The sequence below is a fragment of the Pseudoalteromonas marina genome, assembly GCF_000238335.3.
Classification (GTDB): Bacteria; Pseudomonadota; Gammaproteobacteria; order Enterobacterales; family Alteromonadaceae; genus Pseudoalteromonas; species Pseudoalteromonas marina.
This window is the reverse complement of record NZ_AHCB03000012.1, coordinates 522,562-544,265: the sequence shown is the minus strand read 5'-3', so window position 1 is coordinate 544,265 and position 21,704 is coordinate 522,562. Positions and strand designations below refer to the sequence as shown.

The following is a 21,704-nucleotide window of genomic DNA, read 5'->3' as shown; positions in this document are numbered from 1 at the left end:
TTATTTAGTTTGATAATACAAAATACAAATACTGTACATTTAAACAGTGTTTGTGTTTTTAACTTTAAGCGAGCCTTTATGCGTTTATCTGACTACTTAGCCACTCATTTTTATACTACCGATGAGCTTTGCCATGCTTTAAATATTGACGCCGAGCAACTAGATACATGGCAGCAGCAAAGTATTTTTCCTAAACCAAGTTATTGTATAAAAAGCAAGTTAAGTTGCAGCTCGTATTCTGGTTTGTATGAATGTGAAGAGTACGATGATTATTACCCGCGAGGTTGTGTAAATTGGGGGCAAGGGCTAATAAAACAAAAAATTGAATCCTCAAGCAATGCCTTTAATTACTTTGCGCAGCAGTACACAGCAAGCCTGAGTAAACTTGCTCAGCAAGGCTTTAATTTTAATGAAGAATTATTTGGCTGCGAAATAGACGAGCATTTACAGCAAGTGTGGCAACAGTTTTTATGCAGCAAATACGGTGTACTGACACAAAACGGGTTAATTGACGAAATAGTATGTGTGGATATAGGCCGCTTGCTGGTAGACGATATTACTGAATTGCGCACTAAAGGAAGTTTAAACCAACAAGAGCGTACGCAACTTCACCCCGCGATGAAACTGCTTAATAAAGCATTAGGGCACGGGGCTGATCACGAAAAACAACACACATTGCGTGCCCGTTACATAGACGCACTTATTTTAAAGTACGATTTATCGATTAAATAAATACGGCTGAGATTTATACAAGCTTGGGGTTTAAAATACAGAGTAACGCAAATGGCGATGTAGTTTACGTCGCCACTGTATTTTACTACTATTTTTACTAGCCAATGGTGTTGTAAACGTCAATATTACTGCTTGTTAGAAGCCCGGTAACTTGTGTTCCAAAAGCTTTAAAATGTGGCTCGTTTTTGTGCGATTCAAAATGCTCATCTGATGCCCACTGCTCAGTCACCAAATAAGTCGTTTGCTGCGCATCACTTTTTACCGATAGCTCATAACGTAGACAGCCTACTTCTTGGCGTGAGTACTTTTGTAGATTTTCGAGCGCGGTTAATACAACCTCTGCGTCAATATTTTTGCTCGCGATTGTGGCAATTACCGTTAACATACGGAGTCCTTTTAAAAATAAGGGTGCAGCTTTGCTACACCTAATATCGTGTTGCGTATTTTATTACTGATCCCACTGCGGCGCAAAATCAGGCGTTGCTTGGCGGTCGCCACAATCAAGTGCATCAATACGGGCAATGTCTTCATCGTCTAACTTAACATGGTCGTTAAAGTTATCTTCCAAGTTTTTACGCTTGGTTGACGATGGAATAGTAGTCATATCATTTGCGTTTTCCCAAGCAATTACAATCTGCGCAGGTGAAGCGTTATGCTTATTCGCTATATCAAGAATCGTTTCATCTTTTAGTACTTTACCGACCACAAACGGCATATAAGCCGTTACGTGTATACCGTGCTGAGCGCAAAACGCACGTAATTTTGTATTGGTTAAGTACGGATGTACCTCAATTTGGTTAGTAAATATTTCACGTGAGTCTAGCGTTTGCATTGCTTCGTTTAAGTTTGCAATAGTGAAATTAGACACGCCAATATGTTTTGTTAAACCAAGCTGCTTAGCTTTTAAAAGCTCAGTTAGGTACTCACTCATGGGCTCATCGTTTGATGGCGCAGGCCAATGAATAAGCAATAAATCAACAGAGTCTACTTGCAGCTTTTCTAAAGACTTTTCTACGCTTGCAATAAAATCAGTTTTATTAAGTTTGTTATTCCACACTTTGGTCGTTAAAAATATTTCGCTGCGAGGAATGTTGCTGTCTTTAATGGCTTGGCCTACTTGCTCTTCGTTACCATAAATTTGCGCTGTGTCTATATGGCGAAACCCGACATCTAATGCCATTTTTACCGAGTTATATGCAGTATCGCCTTCTAAACGAAATGTTCCAACACCTAAATCCGGCATTTCAATTACACGTTGTGTCATGAATCTATCCTTATACGTTGGTTTAAAATACAGCTATTGAATAGCGTTAAAAAATACACCTTTTACTTTCTCAAAAAATAACCTCACAGTAGCTATGAGGTTATAAAAATGCGTTTCAAGGGTTTAATGATACAAAGTTTACACTTTATGCTCGCTGAATTTCACGCTTATCGAGCAAGCCACTGTAACGAGTCGCTATAAGTGCTAATGCAGAAATAACGGCGCCTATCCATGCTGTGTCTCGCAGAGTCATACTTTCCACTACGCTTCCACCAATGATTGAGCCAAGTGCAATACCAATATTAAAAGCGGCTATATTTAATCCAGATGCAACATCCACAGCATTAGGTGTATGTTTTTGTGCTTGTTTTACAACGTAAAGCTGTAAGCCTGGCACGTTACCAAACGCAAAGGCGCCCCAAACTAAAATTGTAAGTACGGCAGCTACTTTATTATCCATAGTAAATGTAAGTGCCAATAAAATAATGCTAAGAGCACTAAATATAATACTGAGTGCACTTATTGGGCCGCGTTTATCCGCAAGTTTTCCACCCCAAATATTGCCTACCGCTACAGATGCACCATAAACCAGCATAATTAAACCAATAGCTGAGGGTGCAAAGCCAGTTTCCTGCTCTAGAATCGGCGCTAAATAAGTAAATGCTGTAAACGTGCCGCCATAGCCTAAAATAGTCATTAAATATACGAGTAATAAGCGCGGTTTAACAATAACCTGAAGCTGTTCTTTAAAGGTTGCAGGGATAGACTGCTTCAAGTTTTTGGGTACCAAAATAGCACTTCCTACCAAAGCTATTAAGCCCAACACTGATACCACTAAAAATGTTGCACGCCAGCCAAAATGCTGACCAATCCACGTTCCTAATGGCACTCCTGTTACAAGCGCAACCGTGAGTCCCGTAAACATAATTGCAATAGCGCTGGCCTCTTTATCTTTGCTTACTAAGCTTGTGGCAATCATAGAACCAATTGAGAAAAACACCCCATGGGCTAAGCCTGTTAAAATACGCGCAAGTATTAATGTTTCATAACTTGGCGCTTGCCATGCTAATAAGTTCCCCAGCACAAATAAGCCCATTAAGCTTATAAGTACAATTTTACGATTCCATTTCCCGGTGAGTGCAGTAAGTACAGGTGCACCAATAGCCACACCTACCGCATATAAACTCACTAGCAAACCCGCTGAAGGTAGGCTTACGCCTAAATCGTTTGCAATAGTAGGCACTAATCCCACTATTACAAACTCGGTTGTTCCTATTGCAAATGCGCTTAAGGTGAGCGCCCACAAAGCCAATGGCATAATTAAATCCTCATTATTAGTTAAGACTTACAGTTTGACTAAAAATGTGTTTGCAAAAAATAGCATTAGTGACAAAATACTTTTGTAATAAATGCAAAAGTAAGGTGCTAAAATATGGCTCAGCATGCAAAAACCGAAGACTTAGAAATGTTTTTAACGGTAGTAGATAGCGGGAGTTTTTCAGCAGCCGCGAATTTGCTTAATCAGCAAGTAGCAAAAGTGTCGCGTGCCGTGTCTCGTCTTGAAAATACGCTACAATGTACGTTACTAAACAGAACCACTCGCCGATTAGAGCTAACCGAAGAGGGCCATACCTTTATTAAATATGCTCGTGATGGCTTAAACACCTTACAAACCGGCGAAGAGGCAATCAAACTGTTAAAACAGTCGCCCAGTGGAAAGTTACGTATTGATGCAGCAAGCCCTTTTGTACTGCATCAATTGGTACCTTTGATTGCTGAGTTTAATATGCAGTACCCCCACATTACGCTTGATATTACCTCTCACGACAGCATTATTGATTTACTAGAGCATAAAACTGACCTAGCCATACGTATTGGTGATTTAAAAGATTCAAACCTGTATGCAAAAAAGTTGGGGGCCAGTAAATTGCATTTGGTCGCAAGCCCTGAGTATTTGAAAAACGCACCTGAACTTACTCAAGCAAGCGATTTGGGCCAACATAAACTTATCGGCTTTACCGACTCACCCGCGCTCAATAACTGGCCTCTTAACATACCCTCAAAGCTTTCGTTTGAAATCACAGCAAGCAGCGGCGAAACAATTAGACAACTATGTATAGCAAACCAAGGCATTGCTTTACTCTCGCATTTTATGATTGGAAACGATTTAAAAGCTGGTAGGTTAGTCAATGTTTTACCAAATAGTATTAAAACACCAAACCACCGAGAAGATATACAAGCCGTTTATTACAAAAACAGTGCGGTGTCGTCTCGCATTGTTGCATTTTTAGATTTTATAAAACCAAAGCTTGCATTATGAGTGGCCTTTTTACGCTTTTAATCAGTATAAACAGACTTATAATTAATAAAGGATTGATATGGACTCGTTAACACAGGTTGCTTTGGGTAGTGCTGTAGGCTACGCCGTGCTAGGCAATAAAATTGGTCGTAAAGCGGTATTTTGGGGTGCAGCGCTTGGCACCTTGCCCGACTTAGATGTTTTTTTACCTTATGGCGGCCCTGTAGAGTCATTTACTTATCATCGCGGTTTTAGCCATTCCTTCTTTATCCATTTATTAATAAGCCCATTTATCGTGTGGCTTATATTAAAATTACACTCTGGCATGCAAACTTACAAAGTGAGATGGTTTTGGTTAGTGTTTTTGTGCTTATCAACCCACGCATTGCTAGATAGTTTTACCGTATATGGCACCCAATTAATGTGGCCGTTTACTGAGCACCCTTTTGCGTTATCAAATATGTTTATAATTGATCCCCTTTATACACTTCCATTATTGCTTGGAGTCGTGTGTACGTTACTTCCTAAAGTATCATCAAACACCGCCTACAAAATTAATAGTATTGCGCTTGGATTAAGCTCACTTTATTTATGTACGTCTTTTGCATTGAAAGTCATGATTGATGACAAAGTAAAAACGGCGCTAAACAACAAAAACATTACGTATGAGAAGTATATAAGCACACCAGCCCCACTTACTACCTTGCTTTGGCGAGTCGTTGTTATGTCTGACGATCATTACTATGAAGGCTATGCCTCTGTATTTGATGAACCCGACGAGGTAACACTTAGTGCATATCCTACAAATCCCTCGCTATTAAATAACATTAAAAATGAATGGGGTGTAAAACGCTTGCAATGGTTTACAAAAGGGTTCTATTCAGTAAGAGAGCAGCAAAACAAAGTGATTTTGTCAGACTTGCGCATGGGAATGGAATGTCAGTATGTGTTTAATTTTCAAGTAGGTGAAATAAATTCAGAGGGAGTCACAGCCAGTAATTTTGACAAAATAAGTCAACGTCCAAGCTTCAATGATATGGATAAAATATGGGATAGAATTTGGCAACCCAGCAATTCACTCCTCAACAATACATGCAACAACGATACTAATCATTAAATAGTGTTATCGTCCCCAAACAGCTGAGTTCTATTTTTACCAAGCGATTTTGCTTGGTAAACAGCGTTGTCTGCTTGTGTAAATAAATCTATAAATGTGTTTATTGTATTACTTATGGTCATACCTATACTCACAGTCACAGGCTTATTATCGACTAATATGTCCGCAATAATGGCATGCAATCTATTACAAAATAGTAAGGCGCCTTTTTTATCTGTGTCTGGTAGCATGATTAAAAATTCTTCACCACCATAGCGGGAAATTAAATCGGTTTGTCGTCCAAAACTTTTTAGTGCTTGCCCAAGCTCTTTTAAAACACGATCGCCTTCTAAGTGGCCAAAAGTATCATTAATTAATTTAAAATTATCTATATCTATAACAAGCAAGGCTACAGACTGCTTTGATCTTAACGATTGTTCTAACAGTAATGTACTGCGGTAATTCATTTCTCTTCTGTTTAACAAATTAGTTAGCTCGTCAGTAGAAGCTAATGACTTTAACTCTTCAGCCTGCTCTTCTAGTTTTTCTCGTGTTTTTATTAGCTCATCATAAAGTTGATCCTGCTTTGATGAATTGAATAGGCTCCAAAACACCGTCCCCTCTTCATTTATTTGAGCATTAATGGTCATGGGGGTTTTTATCCCTTGTCCATTAAAAATAATTAGCTGCATTTCTTCGGATGTTTTTTCGTGAAGCAAGGTAGGAATAAGATAACTTTGAAAAAATATTCTTGATGATTTGGTCAAAATTTTATTTATATTTTGACCCACTAGTTCATCACTTTTCCAATAAAGATGCTCCTCAAAATAGCTATTTACATAAATAATCGTATTTTTAGAATCTGTGATCAAGGCACCACTGAGAAAACAGTCAGCTGAGTAAGATGCTTTTTTGTTTTCTGTTTTAATGGATTTCACGCTTATTGCTTTACGTAATCAATAATAGATTGACTTACAATCTCTGGGTGAGTCATTTGCAAGCAATGCCCTTGTGCACTTATAACAATGAGTGAACTCGATTGTATTTCCTTTTCAATGTACTGGCCAACAGAAATATCAGCGAGTGCATCATCTTCGCTTTGTAAAATGAGTGTAGGTTGTATAATTTTTGTGAGTAAAAAACGATAGTCAGAAAAAAAGGTCGCCTCTGCAAAATTTTTGGCTATGACAGGATCAGTTGAACAAAAACTACCTGAAAGCTCGCCAATCAACTCAGCTGAGTTAGTATTACCTATAACCAGTGGTGCTAAATAGTCAGCCCAACCAATATAATTTTTATCCATTAAGCTTAACAATTCTTGCAGGTCTTCTTTGTCGAACCCGCCTTGGTAATCTGGCGGGAAATTTAAGAAGCAAGGAGAAGGACACACCATAATTAATTTACTAATTAAATCGGGCCTTTCAACTGCCGCAAGCGCGCCTATCATTCCACTTACCGAATGGCCAACAAATACGACATCCGATATATTTAACTCTGTGCACACCTCTATTACATCTAAGGCATAACCTTCTAGTTTTTTGTATCGTTGTTTGTTGTATTGAGATATGTCTGAATTACCTGAACCCACATAATCAAACAGTACAATTTTAAACTGCTTTTCTAAATAAGGAGTTAAAAAACGCCACATGTTTTGGTCACATCCAAATCCATGTCCAAATAGCAATGTTTTAGAGCCGCTACCAATTACCTTTACATTGTTTCTCGCTTTTATCGATTCTGAATTTAGCACTTTAAAGCACGCCCTTATCTGTAATATAAGTAATGTTATCGACAAAATGTTAAAAGCTAACTTGTATTAACTCTTACTCAAATTAACCGCCGTATAATCTTTATCAATTAATCTTAGTACACAACCAATACAAGCTATTAATTAAATAAAGATTTAATTTTGATGTTCGTATTGGCCTCTATATACCTCAAATACTTTTAAAACAGTATGTTGGTCTTTTGATAGATTATCGTACCAGTCATCAAATAATTCATCATTTTCTTGCTCGCTCAACGCCATATAATGAGCTAGTAGCTCAATAATGTCGTTATTATCGCAGCCAAGATGGTTAACTTGCTGTGCTAAGGCACTATGGTCGCGCTCTCTTAAGGTCTCCATTACCCCTTGATCTATTTGTTCTTGTTGTATTGCGTCGCTCATAAAATACCTCAGTATCTACTGTAAATATGTTTAACTATTTTTATTGTTGTGTTTATAGTTATAACAGCCTAAACATGAATAGCCAGTATTTTTGAACTAAGTGATTACTTTTTGATTTATTTGTTTAAATAGCCACCAAGAGTGCTTATAAAAGCATCGCATATTGAAAAACCAATAAAAAACACACCAAATTACAACTCGTAATTGTTGTGTTTATAGCTATCTAAAAACGTCGTATTTTAGGGTGAGCGGCAAGGCAAGGGTATTAAAATGAAAGAGGTAACTCGTTAAAGTTACCTACATATTGGTGAATTTATTTTACAACAACAGAAAACTCAGGCACAGCTTGAATTACTTTTTTAACAGTACATGTATTTACTGCCGCAATTAATGCTTTTTTATACTTTTGAGGAAAACCATCTGGCAAATTGATTTCGATTGAAAATAACTTTTTACCATTTTCATCTACATTTTCGTTGTTTTGTGTAAGTGTCATACCTTCTGTAGAAATGTCACGTTGCTCACAAAATTTTCGCGCATAAAACCCTGCACACAAAACCATACTCACTAAAAAGTAGTCAAATGGTTCTGGGTGCTCTGCACCACCACCAGCCGAAATACTCTGATCGCTAATGACTTCCAAATCACCAAATTTAGCACTTTGCTTTTGGCCTTCTAATAATGAAACCGAAATTTCCATAACTATTCCTTACTTTCCAAACAATAATTCAAAAAAGCCTGGTGGCTCATGTAGTTTATGATATTTTTTTCGTAAATCATCAATGCGTTTAAGCGGTACTTTAGCAGCAGTAAGCCCTTGCTGATTAGCCGCTTTTTTTGCAAGCCTTGCTTGTGTAAGCACTTTATCAAGCCCCTTAACCGACTGTTCGGGCTTCTTGTAAAACTTTGCCGTTTTGCTTACTTCCACCAGCTTAATAAATTCATCAATTGCGGTATTAAACTCTGTTAACTGGCTAGCTTGTACCGCTTTTTTATAAGCAAGCCCTGTGTTTTTCATGTTTAATTCTAGATCAATAGTCTCGCTAGCATAACTGAGCGAGCTAAATAAAATGACAATAATGAGGTAAGTGTATTTCATGAAAAGCCCAAAAAAAACTGATAATACAAATTGTATCAAGTAAACAGAATAAAGTAACGAATCAGCAATCACTCTTTATATGCTGTAAAGGGGGTTTACAACTTATTATTGGTAATAGTCATCATTAAGTTAAAATCAAATAACTACCTATCTTACTAACATTGAATATATCTAGATCAACAAATGAATAACGACACATTTAATAAAGATGATGAAATTTACTCAATTTAAACATTTATTTTAATAACACCATTGAACGCCCCGCTCGCTAAATCAGCAAAAATATACATTTAAGTAACTTAATAGCACAATTAACAAACACACCTGTTAATTACATCTGCAATTTAACTATCATTTTGACGAGTCAAATAAACAGCAAATAGATCAAAAATACCGCGCCAATTTTAATATTAATAACTCAATGTAAACAACGCGACCAAAAAAGGTAAACAACCAAGAAAAACCCCATCTTATTGTCATCATAATTTAAACAAAAGTAACAACTTAAAACACTATAAATAAAATTAATTTCAAACCTTAATACAACAATATAGAGGCTTTCAGAGGGTTTAATCTTATTTACGAGCGTGTAATAATCGTTAGTTCTTTAGCCAAATGTGATGACAATGTTGCTATTTAACTATGCCAATTTTGTTAAGCATTTTTTCATAACAAACACCCATTAGGGAACTCATGAAACATTATTCTTTAATTTCCAACAGCATTAAATGTGCACTACTAACCGCTGCTGCAACAGCGAGTAGCACAGTATTAGCTCAAGATGAGCAAGTAGCAAAAAAAATAGAACGCGTTGAAGTAACAGGCTCACGCATATTACGTGAAGGCGCAATTGCACCGGCACCCGTAACCGTAATTAGTGGCGATCAACTTGTAAATAGTGGCGCTGTTAATATTGGTGAAGCATTAAATAACCTTCCTGCACTGGGTAGCACTTATTCAATGGCTAACTCTGGTCGTTTTATAGGTACTGCAGGTTTAAACATCCTTGATTTACGTAATATGGGAACAGACCGCACACTTGTACTTGTAAACGGTAAACGTCACGTATCAAGCTCTGCGGGCTCTCAATCAGTTGACACTAATACAATTCCAAGCGTATGGATTGAACGTGTTGAAATTATTACTGGTGGCGCCTCTGCTGTATATGGTGCTGACGCCGTAACGGGTGTGGTTAACTTTATTTTAAAAGATAATATTGAAGGTTTAGATGTAAGCCTAACCCGTGGCTTTGCCGACCTAAATAGCTATAACAACAAAAAAGCGACTTTTTCATACGGTTCAAACTTTAATGATGATCGTGGTAATGCAGCTTTTGCAGTAGAGTATTCTTCACAAGAGTCGTTAAATGCCCTAGACCACCCATGGACAAGCACATCGTTCAGAAGCCTACGTAATCAGGCGCAAACCGATGAAAACAAAGACAGCGCAGACTTTCCAGACAAAATACTAACACCTAACGCAGGTTACTACGCGATCAACAACGCAGGTGTTTATGCATTAGAAAATGGTTACACAAATAGCTTCAACCCTGATAGTACCGCTCGCGATTTATACATTGGTGACAATGTTGACGGCCTTTCATGTGCCAACTGTGACTTTTTTAACCTAGGTCAGTTTGAAGAAATTCAACCTGAGTTTGAACGTTACAACGTAAACTTTAAAGTTAACTACGATGTGACTGATGATTTAAATGCTTACTTCGACGCTAAATATGTAAATAGCCAAGGCGAAAGCATAGGCCAACCTGCGTTTTTCTTTTTTGACAGCGACAACAGCATTAAGCTAGATAACCCATACCTAGACCCAAGCATTAAAGCGCGTATGGAAGAAGAAGGTGTTGAGTCAATCATGGTTAACCGCATGATGACTGACTTGGGCCGCCGCGTTGAAAACAACACCCGTGAAACAACCCGTTTTGTTACAGGCTTACAAGGCACTGTATTTGAAGATTGGGAACTAGATACATCAATCGTATACGGTAAAACAGAATTAGAGCGCGAAAATGGCGCTAACATGATTTTAGCAAACTACTTTAACGCGCTAGATGCCGTTGAAGATGCAAACGGTAATATTGTCTGTCGTAGCGCAGAGGCGCAAGCTGATGGCTGTGTACCTGTTAATATTATGGGCTTTGGCGCACCAAGCCAACAAGCCATTGATTACATAAACACAGTGTCTATTGGCGACTCGACCATTGAGCAAACTGTTGTATCTGCCTCGCTTGCAAACGGCGCTATTTTTGAGCTACCAGCCGGTTATGTAGGTATTGCTTTTGGCGCAGAGTATCGTAAAGAAGAAAGCGAAACAAACGAGCCAGATAACGCAGAAGGTACATTTTTTAACGCACTAGGCGAAGATAAAGGCTCGTTTAACGTGCGTGAAGTGTTTTTTGAAGCTTCAATGCCTATCTTAACTGATTTACCGCTTATTCAAGACTTAGTGTTTGATACCGCGGTACGCCATGCCGATTACAGTACGATTGGCGAAGCAACTAGCTGGAAACTAGGCCTTGATTGGACAGTAAACGACGAGCTACGCGTGCGTGTAACGCAATCTGCTGCCCTTAGAGCACCTAATATTGGTGAAGTATTTGGCGCACCTAGCCAAACTTTCTACAGTGTTGACGATCCATGTCGTGCTGAAAACCTAAATGACTTGTCAAACAGCACGACCCGCCGCGCTAACTGTGCCGCATTAGGTGTAGCAAACGATTTTAACTCAGACTACGATTCAGCGTCTTTAAATGGCTTAACAAGCGGTAACCGTGACGTAAAAGGTGAAGAGTCAACAAGTACAACGGTAGGTATTGTTTACCAACCAGAGTTTATTGACAACGCAGTATTAACTATCGATTACTGGGAAATTGAACTTGAAGATGCCATTGATACAATCAGCGCGCAAGATATTCTTGACCGCTGTGTAGACAGCACTACTGGCATCAACAACCAGTACTGTAATTTAATTACGCGCGATGCAAACAGCGAAATTTCGTTAATCCAAAACTCTGTATTAAACGTGGCGGGTCAAAAAGCATCCGGTGTTGATTTCGAACTAGGCTACGATTTTGAAGCCCTAGAAGGTAGCTTTAAAACACGTTTAATTGGTACTTACTTAATTGAACGAAAAGACTACCCTTTCCAAGATGATCCAAGCAACTTTATTGAAGCAGCAGGTACTTCTGGGGAAGCTAAATGGCAAGCAAATCTATCTGTAAGCTACTCAATTGACCGCTTTTTCAGCACTGTTGAAACACGCTTTATTGACGAAGTAGACCTTTATACAAATGTTGAACTTGCTCAAAACTCAAACCCTAATAGCAACATGAGCTACGGTAAATACTTTATTACCGATATGACTGTAGGTTACAGCTTCGATAGCGGTGTTGGCGTTAAAGTAGGTGTAGATAACCTATTTAACCGTGAACTACCATACGGTACACGCGGTACAGGCGCCGGTAGCGCAAGCTACGATAACATTGGCCGCTTTGGTTATGTAAGCTTTTCTTACAAGCTTTAATTTAAAGTGAATAATAGGCCAGGCAACGCGTGCCCGGCCTATTTGTTATTTTATATTACTTAGCCAAACACATTGATACGGTTCAAGTTCAATCGTTAACTGCCCTTCCTCTATTGTTTTTCCTGACACTAAGTCAAACCACTGCTGAGTATTAATTAAATTTAAGTCAGCCAATAAAAGTGTTTGCGGTTTATCGCTAATATTAAATACACAAAAAATACTTTGTCTGCGGTCTATACTCTGGCGCCAAAAGCCAAATAATCCACCAGAAAGATGTAACGTAAACTGAGTGGCATTAGGATGGAATGCACGTTGTTTTTTACGCACACCTAATAAGTTTTTAATTGAAGTGAACACTTTGTGATGATGGCTGTATTTTTCGCCAATTGCGGCTAACAGTTTTGATTCTTGCCAACGATGGCGATTAATTGCCCTGTTGTGTTGCGAGTTTTCAAAACGCTCATAATCATTAGTTGTGGCAAGTAAACTATGAATATATAAGCCAGGTATCCCCTCAAGCGCGAACATAATGGCATGCGCGCACATAAAACGCTCAAAACCAAATTTGTCAGGCCCATTATGTGTTCCTTGCATTGCATCAAATAACGCAATATTTAACTCATACGGTGTATGGGTGCCATCATTACTGGTTCGCATTGAAACGCGACCACCAAATTGCATGGTTGTACTGACCAGCGACGCCACTTCAGTTGGCTGCAATAATCCCTCAATTGGACGAAGCCCTATACCATCATGAGACGCAATAAAATTAAAGTATGCGGTACCGTTTTGCGCAGGTGGCATGCTCATCATCCAATGCTTGAGTGCCGAACTATCACCACTTAATAAGGTATGCAGTAGTAACGGAGGTAAAGCAAAGTTATAAATAGCATGCGCTTCATTGGCATTACCAAAATACGACAGGTTTTCTTGGTTTGGTATGTTTGTCTCAGTGATGATCACCACACTTGGCTCAACATGCTCAATAAGCGTGCGCATTAGCCTAACGGCTTCGTGGGTTTGTGGCAGGTTAATACAACTTGTATTAAGTTGTTTCCACAAAAACGCCACTGCATCGAGCCTAAAAAGCCTCACACCGTTATCTAAATAATGACGAATAATGCCTACAAACTCTTTCAAAACCTCCGGGTTTGCAAAATCAAAGTCAACTTGATCATGGCTAAACGTACACCATACATGCTTTTCACCACTGGGAGTTGTTACTGTATTGAGTAAAGACGATGTGCGCGGACGAACAACTTGGCTTAAATCATCGCTTAAGCTTGCAGTTTTAAAGTAATCTTTGCCAGGGTGTAAATCATTTAAAAAGTTTTCAAACCAAACACTTCGGCTAGAGCAATGGTTAATAACTAAATCAGCCATTAGCTTTACATCTTTCGCAATCCGTTTTATGTCTTCCCAATCACCTAACGACTCGTTGACTTGCACGTAGTTCATCACCGCAAACCCCTCATCAGAGCTATACGGGTAAAAAGGTAAAATATGCAGGGCGTTAATTTGCATATCGCACTGCTCTTTTATAAATCGATGTAAGGTTTTTAGTGGGGCTTCGATTGGGTTTGCTACCGCAAACTCAGTGTCGTCGTGCTTTATAATCGAATCACCATAAGCAATCAGTACAATATCTTGCTCATCCCATCGGTTAGTGTGTGGAGTTGGGTCGCGAAGTGGACTGTCACCTAAAATAATTTTAATGAGTTGCTGTGCAAACTCTGCTATAGATATAGGCAGCTCAACATCTTGGTAAATAATGTGTAGGTGCTGCTCTACTCGCTGTAAAAATAATTCATTCACTGTACTCACACGCGACTCCTTTAACCGTTTTTATATTTATTTTATAACTTAACTGTATTCTTCGTTATCGAGCTCTACCGCCTCTTTTAAACGTTCAAATACATCAGGCATAGCCGATACCACCCGGTTCCAACTTGGCACAAATGGCGCTTCCATTGGGTTATCTAAAAAGTGTTGGCCTGCTTCCATAATGTTTTGTGCAAACATTTCTACGGCTTTTTCTTCTTGGTGAACATCCAGTGTTAGTCCGTTCATTAATGCATCATTGTGGTAGGTTTCAATAAAATCTAAGCCAATTCGGTAGTACGTTGCTTTTAATGAACGAATAGTTTCGCTAGTAAATGTCACCCCTTGGGTAGCGAGTTTTCTAAATAATGCCTTGGTAATATCAATCGACATTTTAGACAAACCGGCACTTTGATCGTCAAGCGACAACGCTTGATGTTTGTGATCGTAGTTATCGGCAATATCTACTTGGCATAAACGGTTATGCGAATAGTTTCGATACATTTCACTCAATACGCCTATTTCAAGCCCCCAGTCACTTGGAATACGAATATCGTTTAATACGTCGCGCCTAAACGAAAACTCACCCGCTAATGGGTACCTAAACGAATCCATATATTCAAGGTAGTCTGTATTACCTAAAATGGTTTTAAATGAGCGCAACAAAGGTGTGACTAATAAACGCGATACACGGCCATTAATTTTGCCGTTGGCTGTACGCGGGTAAAATCCTTTACAAAACTCGTAGTTAAAACGAGGGTGTGCAACCGGATAAATAAGACGTGCAAGTAAGCTTCTGTCATAGGTTAAAATATCGCAGTCATGAAGCGCTATAGACTCAACCTCGGCGGTTGCAAGCTTATAACCCATGCAATACCAAACGTTACGCCCTTTACCCAGCTCTCTTGGTGCAACGCCTAATTCTTGAAGCTCTTTATCAAGTGCTTGCAAACGTGGGCCGTCGTTCCACAACACTTTGTGATTTTGGTTTAACTCTTTAAAAAAACCAAGTGCATGGCGGTATTGCTGCTCATCGGCTCTATCTAAGCCAATTGTTATTTGCGACAAGTACGGCACTTCTCTTAACTCTTTTATTATATTTTGTAGTGCCGGACCTTCTAACTCACTAAATAAAGAAGGGAGAATTAGCCCCATAGGGCGTTGTTTACTAAAGCTTATTAGCTCTTCTTCTAGTGCTTCAATCGGTCTATCTGCAATATTATGTAAAGTCGTGATAATGCCATTTTGATAAAAATCAGCCATGTGATTTTTGCTCCTCAATAGTATTTAAAATGCTGCTAATGCTTGGCAATGTTGTTATTTCTTCAACCCAGCCCTGCGGCGCGGGCGATTGAGAATAACGTGCCTTGTTATGCGATAATTTAACTGGCTTTTTACTGCTTGGGTTATTGATGATGATGGCGATATCAGCGTGTTCTAACATCTGCTTATCGTTGTCACTATCACCTAGGGCTATTACTGTGAGAGGCTTTCTAAAATGTTGGGTAAATTGTTTAACTAACCACTGCTGCGCAGCGCTTTTGTCGGTATTTTTAGCAATATGAATAAATCGGCCACCTATCTTTATTTCGTAGCCAAGTGCTGTTACGTCATTTACAAAGGTATCGAGTAATTCATCACTGCCATACCAGTACAAAGGATCGGAGTAATCGCGTGTTTGAGCGCGCCTAGCTTGCGCATTATTTAATCCGGTAAGCTCGCTTATTTGCTCGCTGCTTAACTCACTAAATAATTTATAGTGTGCTTTGTATTGTGCATCTAATGAGTCTAAATCACTTAACAAGCTTGATAGCGGAGACGCTAAGGCGTGACACCAATAACCTGCCACTTCTTTACAGCCTATTGGCTTAAGCTCAAAATAGTTTTGCGGTATAAATACTGCTGCGCCATTTTCAACAATAAAAGGTTGCTGAATGTTCAACTCGTTTTTTATTTCAACCACTTCGCAAAATGTTTTGCTGGTATTAAATACCACAGGAATGTGTGCGCTTTGTAACTGCTGAAGTAGCTCGCTTACATTGCTTGTGTTGTAATCTGTATGGTCGAGTAAAGTACCGTCTAAGTCAGTAAAAATAATAGGCTGTAAGGTATCATCACTTGTTAAGTGCATGCTTACTATGTCTCGATTGCTATCAAGCTCAATGAGTGCGTTTGCTTTGCGACTCAATGTATTTAAGTTTTCACGCGTTATACGCTCAAAATGAGAAATAAAATAAACTAACTGCTCGTCTGTCATCGTGCCTGTACCAACACCACTTTTAGCTATTAGCTTTTGTTCTTGCTCTTTTCGCCACGTAAAAACATCTGAAAAGCTAGGCGCTTTGAGCATAATTTTATAATCTATTTTATTAAAAATAGATTTATATTCGTTTGCTAAGCAGCTATTTATACAACGACGCCACACACCTTCTTTATCACTTAATTGTTCTAATTCATTCAGAGGTTCGCTTAGTGAAAATAGCGGCTGTGGCTCGCTTCCTACACACCACCCTTCTAAAAACACAATATCAACAGGCGCTAAATTTTTAACCCAATCTTGCTCTGCAACGCAGTCGTCTTGGTGTTTGTTAAAACGCGGTAATGCTACGCCCACCTCGCCAGCTAATAACTGAGTAATTGTTTTATTCATCAGGTCGGTATCGTGTGTACCGGGTACGCCACGTGTTACAAATAAAGGATGTACGTCTTGAGCTAGTTGCTTACGGCTTTCTTTACCTAGATAAAAATCGTCGATTGATAAAGCGACCGTATTTAACGACGTATTGTTGCTAAACCACGTGACTAAAAAGTCTGCAAGGGTTGTTTTGCCGGAGCCTTGGCAACCATTAATGCCAACAAAAAGAGGAGTTGATGATTTTTTTGATTCGAGAATGTCATGCGCAAGAGGTACAAAGTACTGCTCACTTAAATATTGATACTTTAAAGGCAGTTGATGCTTTGCTAAAAACGGGGTTATATCCACAATATTGGCCTCTGACATAGTAACTCCTTAAATACATAGTGTTCAGAGTACTAAATGCAGGGACTAGACCAACATTATTTTTATAACCTTTTTAATAGGTTATAAAAAAGGCGCGTTTAAAACGCGCCAAATTGGTGCAAATATTTTAACTAATGTTCAAAGTTAAGCAGCGGGTTGCTCTACTTTGGGGAGTACTAAATTAAGCACTATACCTAAAACGGCACACAAGCTAACGCCCTCTAAACTAAATTGACTGCTGCCTATGTGCATTCCGCCAATACCACACACTAAAATAAGGGCAACAATACTTAAGTTACGAGGCGCTGTTAAATCATCACCCGACTTAACCAACGTATTGAGTCCAACGACCGCAATCGAACCAAATAATAAAATCATAATACCGCCCATCACAGGCACCGGTATGGTTTGTAACCCAGCCCCCATTTTTGCAATAAACGCCAGAGCAATAGCAATAATAGCGGTCCACATCATTACTTTTGGATTAAAGTTTTTAGTTAACATTACCGCGCCAGTCACCTCTGAATACGTCGTGTTTGGCGGGCCTCCAAATAACGACGCCGCAGATGTTGCTAATCCATCACCAAACAAAGTACGGTGCAGACCTGGCTTTTTTAAAAAGTCTTTTTTAGTCACTTGGCTTATAGCCATCATATCGCCTATATGCTCAATAGCTGGCGCAATGGCCACAGGCACCATAAACAAAATAGCCTGCCATTTAAACTCTGGCAGTGTAAAGTTTGGAATAGCAAACCAGTGTGCATTACTTACCGCATCAAACTGCACTACCCCCAACGCAAGCGATAAACCATAGCCCGATATTACGCCTGCCAATATAGGAATTAACTTAAATACTCCTTTACCCCACACGGCAAAAATAAGCGTTACCACAAGTGAAAACATGGAAATTAAAATAGCACTGTTGTAATCAATAAGCTGAACACTGCCATCACCTGTTTTACCCATTGCCATGTTAACTGCAACAGGCGCAAGCGCTAAACCTATCACCATAATAACGGGGCCAACAACAACCGGTGGTAAAATTTTATGAAGAGTCGCCACACCTTTAAATTTAACTAACAAACCTAACAACATATAAGCAACGCCAGCGGCCATTAATCCGCCCATCGTAGCGGGTACGCCCCACATTTGTACTCCTGCAATAATGGGAGCTATAAACGCAAACGAAGAGGCTAAAAATATTGGTACCTGCCCTTTAGTCACTAATTGAAATAGTAATGTGCCAACACCTGCAGTAAATAGCGCCACACTAGGATCGAGCCCCGTTAATAACGGCACCAATACCAATGCACCAAATGCAACAAATAGCATTTGTGCGCCGGTTAAAATTGTTTTAATTGAAAACGTTGCGTTACTTTTCACTACACACTCCTAAATTTAAACATTGCTTTTTGCAGTTATAAAGTAATAAACAAACACGAAAAAGGCCTTCCTCAGAAAGCCTCTTTAATGATTGCATTGCCCATAACGCGAAACACAATTAACGCTAATTAATGACGACTACACCGTACCAAATATTTTATCACCCGCATCACCTAAACCAGGCACTATATATCCTTTCTCGTTTAAGTGGCTGTCTACCGCTGCGGTAAATATTTCTACATCAGGGTGAGCTGCTAACGTTTTTTCTACCCCTTCAGGGGCTGCAACTAACACTATAACTTTGATTTCTTTACAGCCCGCTTTTTTTAACATGTCTATTGTGGCAATCATCGAGCCACCTGTTGCAAGCATAGGGTCGATAACTAAGCTAAGACGTTGTTCAATGTTACCAACCAACTTCTCAAAATAAGGAATTGGCTCAAGCGTTTCTTCGTTGCGTTGAAGGCCAACTACGCTCACTTTAGCCGCAGGCAACAACTGCATAACACCATCCATCATACCTAAACCTGCACGTAAGATAGGCACCACTGTAATTTTTTTACCTTTAATATGCTGTACGTTAAGTTTGTTGCCATCCCAACTGGTTATTTCATTGTCTTCAAGGGGAATATTTTTCGTTGCTTCGTACGTTAATAATGTGCCGACTTCTGAGCACAGCTCTCGAAAACTTTTAGTGCTAATGCCAAAAGCGCGCATTAAACCTAATTTATGTTGAACAAGTGGATGAGTAATAACGTGAATAGCCATGATGAAAACCTACTTAGACAATAATTAGCGATATTTTATATTAAAAATGATCATTTGACCTGTAGTTTTAAACCAATTCTCATACATTGTGCGCAAATATATGTGTTTGTTTGATATTTATGCACAACACAATTGTAAAAGTTCAGCTGTTGGTTTCAAACCAACTCACAACTTGGTCATGCATATAACTATTTATTTTGTAATGCTCCGGGCTCCAGCCGGCTAAAAAGCGATAAAAATCAGCCCACGAAGCAGGCCACAACGCTTTCCATTCCTTTGTTACCGCTTGAGCAGGTATATTAGGTTGATACTGAGTTAGCGCATGTTCTAACTCATAAAAATAATAGGTAAGTTCGCTTGTTGCATGAGCATGTAATTCTTCACAGCTATAGCAGCTCGTCATAAAATACATAACATCCACTATACCAACGCCAGCGCCTGTGTACTGAAAGTCGTAACCACGTATTTCATTATTTGAATTAACGGCAAAATTGGCCACTTTAGCATCGCCATGTAGTAACGTTTTATACTTAGCGTGTTCTAACTGATAAGCTAATTTTTTAGCTGCCACTTTTATATCTAACTGGTTATCAGGGTTTGATACAAGCGCGTTAAATTCATCTGGCCGGGTATTTAAATGCCAATAACACCCTTGCTCCCACAAATCATCATGTTGCTTATTTAAATTAAACGCATGAAAGTGAGCAAGCCACTTTAATATTGGCTTTATATGCAACGAGCTGGCTTGCGTAAACCCAAACTGAGTAAAATTTTTAAACACCAGCGCATACTCATCGCCACAATTAATAGCACTCACACATTCAATACTGTTTGCTGTTTTAGGTAAATGCTGGCTGTAATGCTTATAAAAGTTATATTCAACATTATAAGACTGCTGCTTTCTTTTTAATGCAAATTCGCTTTGCTTAATTTTTGGATGGTTTATGTGACTGGGTATTCTAATCGCCTTTATAACACAAGGCACATTATCAAGCCTGCATTCAATAATACTGCCACACCCGCTCCAAAGCGAAGTAAGTGTTGCACCTATTTCAATGTGTTTAAAGTGAGGCTGTAATAAAGGAAGGTAAAATGCCATAGCTGTATTAAGTAATTAATTTTTTGTAGTTTAGCATTAGACGGTATTATTAGTGAAAGTACTTAATTAAACCCAATGCTTTAACAAGCCCACAGCTTTTATTTTTAAATGGCACCCATTTTTAATTTTTTAGTTGTACTTCTCGCTGTCGCATATACATGGCATCTATGATCGAAAAAAGTGCTTTAACATCAACAGTGCTTCCTTGATATTTAATGCCCCCATCTTTTCCTACTAAAGTAACGGTATTGTTTTTTAGTTGATATTGCTGCCTAACATTTAACATGAACGACTCGGATAACCGACCAGAATAGTTAGTTAAAGCCTCACTTTCTTTCAAAATAAACCAAACTATGTGTCGCTCATTAATCCCTTCTGAACTGTTTTTCATTAGGCTTAATGCGTGCTCAGTATCTGTAGGTTTATTTAATATAATCAGGCGATTTTCCCATCGTAAACTGGATAAGTCATTCAATGGAATACTTTCACTGGCATTCGAAAACACGCTGAATACGAGTAAGAAAAGGTATTTGAGATATCTCATAACATAGCCTAAAAATAGAGTGTATAAGTAAAATACGTTCTATTTGGCTTTGCGGTTTTGCTTATTTTATTTTTTAGCGTTTATTGCTGTAAAATATTTGCGTGGGCGACATTGTTGTTTTAACCCGCTTAGAGTGCAAAATTTAGAATGGGTGTCTTGTTAATCTTTCCCATAGTCACTTTTTAGGTACAACTTATCCGTCAAAGTTATTTAGGTCTTTACTATCATATTTATGCAACTGGTTGAGTTTAACTTTTTTTAATAAACGCAACAGGCTTAAATTAGAAAACAATAAAGCCAAACCAAAAAATATGAATGTAATAACACCAACAGATTGAAAGTCACTGCATACTGCGCCATAACATCCACTTCTTGGAACACTCACGACGGATAAAATACCAAACGTAAGAGCTAGAATTACATATACGAATGTTAATTTCATCTCTAACCTCTAGTTGTTCCTAACGCCGTTTAAAGCGGCGAGTAATAACTTGCTAAAATGTGAAACGAAGTAGAACCAAGCAAGCTTTTTCAAGTCCGACTTGAAAACCCTTGTTCGGTGTTTTTTACACCATAGTATTTATAAAGAATTAATGCCGTGATTGCAAAGACAACTAATTGAATTAAGTAGAAAACATACGAGCTAGGATATGTAAAAATAATTGCAATAGTTAAAAGTAAAGATACGGTTAAAATAAAACCTGACTGAACTTTATAGAATGCACCTTTACCACCAGCAATGAACATTGAATATGCTAAGAGCAATAATTGAATTACTAAAATTAATACTAATGCACCACCCATACTCGAGAAACACCTAACGCCCTGTTAACAGGCAAAATATTGTTGGCTAATATTGTTGAGGTACGAAACACAGCCAACTGTATTTTC

At 38.6% G+C, this 21,704-nt stretch carries 21 protein-coding genes; 4 read left to right on the top strand and 17 right to left on the bottom strand.

What is annotated here, in order from left to right; all coding sequences use genetic code 11:
* Nucleotides 1-78 precede the first annotated feature (78 nt).
* A complete protein-coding gene (locus PMAN_RS18300) occupies nucleotides 79-732 on the top strand; it encodes a DUF6058 family natural product biosynthesis protein (protein WP_010556270.1) in 654 nt (217 codons plus the stop codon).
* Between the two features lie 97 nt (nucleotides 733-829).
* Here PMAN_RS18300 and PMAN_RS18295 read toward each other — a convergent pair whose 3' ends face one another.
* The 3 genes from PMAN_RS18295 to PMAN_RS18285 form a co-directional block, all read right to left on the bottom strand.
* Nucleotides 830-1,117: a putative quinol monooxygenase gene (locus PMAN_RS18295; RefSeq protein ID WP_010556271.1), complete on the bottom strand. Its 288-nt coding sequence runs from the start codon at nucleotides 1,115-1,117 to the stop codon at nucleotides 830-832.
* A 63-nt stretch (nucleotides 1,118-1,180) separates the two neighbouring features.
* On the bottom strand, nucleotides 1,181-1,996 hold the full coding sequence (gene dkgB, locus PMAN_RS18290) for a 2,5-didehydrogluconate reductase DkgB (protein ID WP_010556272.1): 816 nt from the start codon (nucleotides 1,994-1,996) through the stop codon (nucleotides 1,181-1,183).
* Nucleotides 1,997-2,141: 145 nt separating this feature from the next.
* Entirely contained in the window at nucleotides 2,142-3,314 is a 1,173-nt protein-coding gene (locus tag PMAN_RS18285) for an MFS transporter (RefSeq protein WP_006791745.1), read from the bottom strand.
* Between the two features lie 114 nt (nucleotides 3,315-3,428).
* Between PMAN_RS18285 and PMAN_RS18280 the strand changes: the two genes are divergently transcribed.
* Complete coding sequence (locus PMAN_RS18280; protein WP_008127930.1) at nucleotides 3,429-4,316, top strand: LysR family transcriptional regulator; 888 nt, start codon at nucleotides 3,429-3,431, stop codon at nucleotides 4,314-4,316.
* A gap of 58 nt (nucleotides 4,317-4,374) precedes the next feature.
* On the top strand, nucleotides 4,375-5,412 hold the full coding sequence (locus PMAN_RS18275) for a metal-dependent hydrolase (RefSeq protein WP_010556273.1): 1,038 nt from the start codon (nucleotides 4,375-4,377) through the stop codon (nucleotides 5,410-5,412).
* Here the strand turns inward: PMAN_RS18275 and PMAN_RS18270 are convergent.
* The 5 genes from PMAN_RS18270 to PMAN_RS18250 form a co-directional block, all read right to left on the bottom strand.
* Nucleotides 5,409-6,329 (bottom strand): diguanylate cyclase, encoded by a 921-nt coding sequence (locus tag PMAN_RS18270; protein ID WP_010556274.1) that lies wholly within the window; start codon nucleotides 6,327-6,329, stop codon nucleotides 5,409-5,411. The two genes, PMAN_RS18275 and PMAN_RS18270, sit on opposite strands and share 4 nt — an antisense overlap.
* Before the next feature lie 2 nt (nucleotides 6,330-6,331).
* Nucleotides 6,332-7,141: an alpha/beta fold hydrolase gene (locus PMAN_RS18265; RefSeq protein ID WP_010556275.1), complete on the bottom strand. Its 810-nt coding sequence runs from the start codon at nucleotides 7,139-7,141 to the stop codon at nucleotides 6,332-6,334.
* A gap of 153 nt (nucleotides 7,142-7,294) precedes the next feature.
* A complete protein-coding gene (locus tag PMAN_RS18260; protein ID WP_006791740.1) occupies nucleotides 7,295-7,561 on the bottom strand; it encodes a hypothetical protein in 267 nt (88 codons plus the stop codon).
* 313 nt (nucleotides 7,562-7,874) lie between these two features.
* Nucleotides 7,875-8,261 carry an OsmC family protein gene (locus tag PMAN_RS18255; protein WP_008127939.1) on the bottom strand — a complete coding sequence of 129 codons (387 nt, stop codon included), beginning with the start codon at nucleotides 8,259-8,261 and terminating at the stop codon, nucleotides 7,875-7,877.
* A 9-nt stretch (nucleotides 8,262-8,270) separates the two neighbouring features.
* Entirely contained in the window at nucleotides 8,271-8,660 is a 390-nt protein-coding gene (locus PMAN_RS18250; RefSeq protein WP_008127943.1) for a cytochrome b562, read from the bottom strand.
* 693 nt (nucleotides 8,661-9,353) lie between these two features.
* Between PMAN_RS18250 and PMAN_RS18245 the strand changes: the two genes are divergently transcribed.
* Entirely contained in the window at nucleotides 9,354-12,197 is a 2,844-nt protein-coding gene (locus tag PMAN_RS18245) for a TonB-dependent receptor domain-containing protein (RefSeq protein WP_010556277.1), read from the top strand.
* Nucleotides 12,198-12,242: 45 nt separating this feature from the next.
* On the opposite strand, the gene PMAN_RS18240 is transcribed toward PMAN_RS18245, so the two are convergent.
* From PMAN_RS18240 to PMAN_RS18200, 9 genes are all read right to left on the bottom strand, one after another.
* Nucleotides 12,243-14,021 (bottom strand): sugar phosphorylase, encoded by a 1,779-nt coding sequence (locus PMAN_RS18240; protein WP_010556278.1) that lies wholly within the window; start codon nucleotides 14,019-14,021, stop codon nucleotides 12,243-12,245.
* Between the two features lie 39 nt (nucleotides 14,022-14,060).
* On the bottom strand, nucleotides 14,061-15,281 hold the full coding sequence (locus tag PMAN_RS18235; protein ID WP_006791735.1) for a glycosyltransferase family protein: 1,221 nt from the start codon (nucleotides 15,279-15,281) through the stop codon (nucleotides 14,061-14,063).
* Nucleotides 15,274-17,019 carry an HAD-IIB family hydrolase gene (locus PMAN_RS18230; protein WP_010556279.1) on the bottom strand — a complete coding sequence of 582 codons (1,746 nt, stop codon included), beginning with the start codon at nucleotides 17,017-17,019 and terminating at the stop codon, nucleotides 15,274-15,276. Before PMAN_RS18230 ends, PMAN_RS18235 begins: the two co-directional genes overlap by 8 nt.
* 144 nt (nucleotides 17,020-17,163) lie before the next feature.
* On the bottom strand, nucleotides 17,164-18,402 hold the full coding sequence (locus PMAN_RS18225; protein ID WP_010556280.1) for a uracil-xanthine permease family protein: 1,239 nt from the start codon (nucleotides 18,400-18,402) through the stop codon (nucleotides 17,164-17,166).
* 138 nt (nucleotides 18,403-18,540) lie between these two features.
* Nucleotides 18,541-19,170: a uracil phosphoribosyltransferase gene (upp, locus tag PMAN_RS18220; protein WP_006791732.1), complete on the bottom strand. Its 630-nt coding sequence runs from the start codon at nucleotides 19,168-19,170 to the stop codon at nucleotides 18,541-18,543.
* A 142-nt stretch (nucleotides 19,171-19,312) separates the two neighbouring features.
* Nucleotides 19,313-20,269, bottom strand: coding sequence for a protein kinase family protein (locus PMAN_RS18215; RefSeq protein ID WP_010556281.1), 957 nt, complete (start codon nucleotides 20,267-20,269; stop codon nucleotides 19,313-19,315).
* A 121-nt stretch (nucleotides 20,270-20,390) separates the two neighbouring features.
* Nucleotides 20,391-20,813 carry a DUF4174 domain-containing protein gene (locus PMAN_RS18210; RefSeq protein WP_010556282.1) on the bottom strand — a complete coding sequence of 141 codons (423 nt, stop codon included), beginning with the start codon at nucleotides 20,811-20,813 and terminating at the stop codon, nucleotides 20,391-20,393.
* A 193-nt stretch (nucleotides 20,814-21,006) separates the two neighbouring features.
* Nucleotides 21,007-21,255 carry a hypothetical protein gene (locus PMAN_RS18205; RefSeq protein WP_010556283.1) on the bottom strand — a complete coding sequence of 83 codons (249 nt, stop codon included), beginning with the start codon at nucleotides 21,253-21,255 and terminating at the stop codon, nucleotides 21,007-21,009.
* A gap of 89 nt (nucleotides 21,256-21,344) precedes the next feature.
* Nucleotides 21,345-21,617: a hypothetical protein gene (locus tag PMAN_RS18200; RefSeq protein ID WP_010556284.1), complete on the bottom strand. Its 273-nt coding sequence runs from the start codon at nucleotides 21,615-21,617 to the stop codon at nucleotides 21,345-21,347.
* Nucleotides 21,618-21,704: the final 87 nt, after the last annotated feature.

What these genes read in the sequence shown, in the direction of transcription:
- PMAN_RS18275 (WP_010556273.1), top strand. Translation starts at nt 4,375, where the DNA reads ATGGACTCGTTAACACAGGTTGCTTTGGGTAGTGCTGTAGGCTACGCC.
- PMAN_RS18280 (WP_008127930.1), top strand. Translation starts at nt 3,429, where the DNA reads ATGGCTCAGCATGCAAAAACCGAAGACTTAGAAATGTTTTTAACGGTA.
- PMAN_RS18200 (WP_010556284.1), bottom strand. Translation starts at nt 21,617, where the DNA reads ATGGGTGGTGCATTAGTATTAATTTTAGTAATTCAATTATTGCTCTTA.
- PMAN_RS18255 (WP_008127939.1), bottom strand. Translation starts at nt 8,261, where the DNA reads ATGGAAATTTCGGTTTCATTATTAGAAGGCCAAAAGCAAAGTGCTAAA.
- upp (WP_006791732.1), bottom strand. Translation starts at nt 19,170, where the DNA reads ATGGCTATTCACGTTATTACTCATCCACTTGTTCAACATAAATTAGGT.
- PMAN_RS18300 (WP_010556270.1), top strand. Translation starts at nt 79, where the DNA reads ATGCGTTTATCTGACTACTTAGCCACTCATTTTTATACTACCGATGAG.
- PMAN_RS18235 (WP_006791735.1), bottom strand. Translation starts at nt 15,281, where the DNA reads ATGGCTGATTTTTATCAAAATGGCATTATCACGACTTTACATAATATT.
- PMAN_RS18285 (WP_006791745.1), bottom strand. Translation starts at nt 3,314, where the DNA reads ATGCCATTGGCTTTGTGGGCGCTCACCTTAAGCGCATTTGCAATAGGA.
- PMAN_RS18205 (WP_010556283.1), bottom strand. Translation starts at nt 21,255, where the DNA reads ATGAAATTAACATTCGTATATGTAATTCTAGCTCTTACGTTTGGTATT.
- PMAN_RS18295 (WP_010556271.1), bottom strand. Translation starts at nt 1,117, where the DNA reads ATGTTAACGGTAATTGCCACAATCGCGAGCAAAAATATTGACGCAGAG.
- PMAN_RS18245 (WP_010556277.1), top strand. Translation starts at nt 9,354, where the DNA reads ATGAAACATTATTCTTTAATTTCCAACAGCATTAAATGTGCACTACTA.
- PMAN_RS18230 (WP_010556279.1), bottom strand. Translation starts at nt 17,019, where the DNA reads ATGTCAGAGGCCAATATTGTGGATATAACCCCGTTTTTAGCAAAGCAT.
- PMAN_RS18260 (WP_006791740.1), bottom strand. Translation starts at nt 7,561, where the DNA reads ATGAGCGACGCAATACAACAAGAACAAATAGATCAAGGGGTAATGGAG.
- PMAN_RS18250 (WP_008127943.1), bottom strand. Translation starts at nt 8,660, where the DNA reads ATGAAATACACTTACCTCATTATTGTCATTTTATTTAGCTCGCTCAGT.
- dkgB (WP_010556272.1), bottom strand. Translation starts at nt 1,996, where the DNA reads ATGACACAACGTGTAATTGAAATGCCGGATTTAGGTGTTGGAACATTT.
- PMAN_RS18215 (WP_010556281.1), bottom strand. Translation starts at nt 20,269, where the DNA reads ATGGCATTTTACCTTCCTTTATTACAGCCTCACTTTAAACACATTGAA.
- PMAN_RS18210 (WP_010556282.1), bottom strand. Translation starts at nt 20,813, where the DNA reads ATGAGATATCTCAAATACCTTTTCTTACTCGTATTCAGCGTGTTTTCG.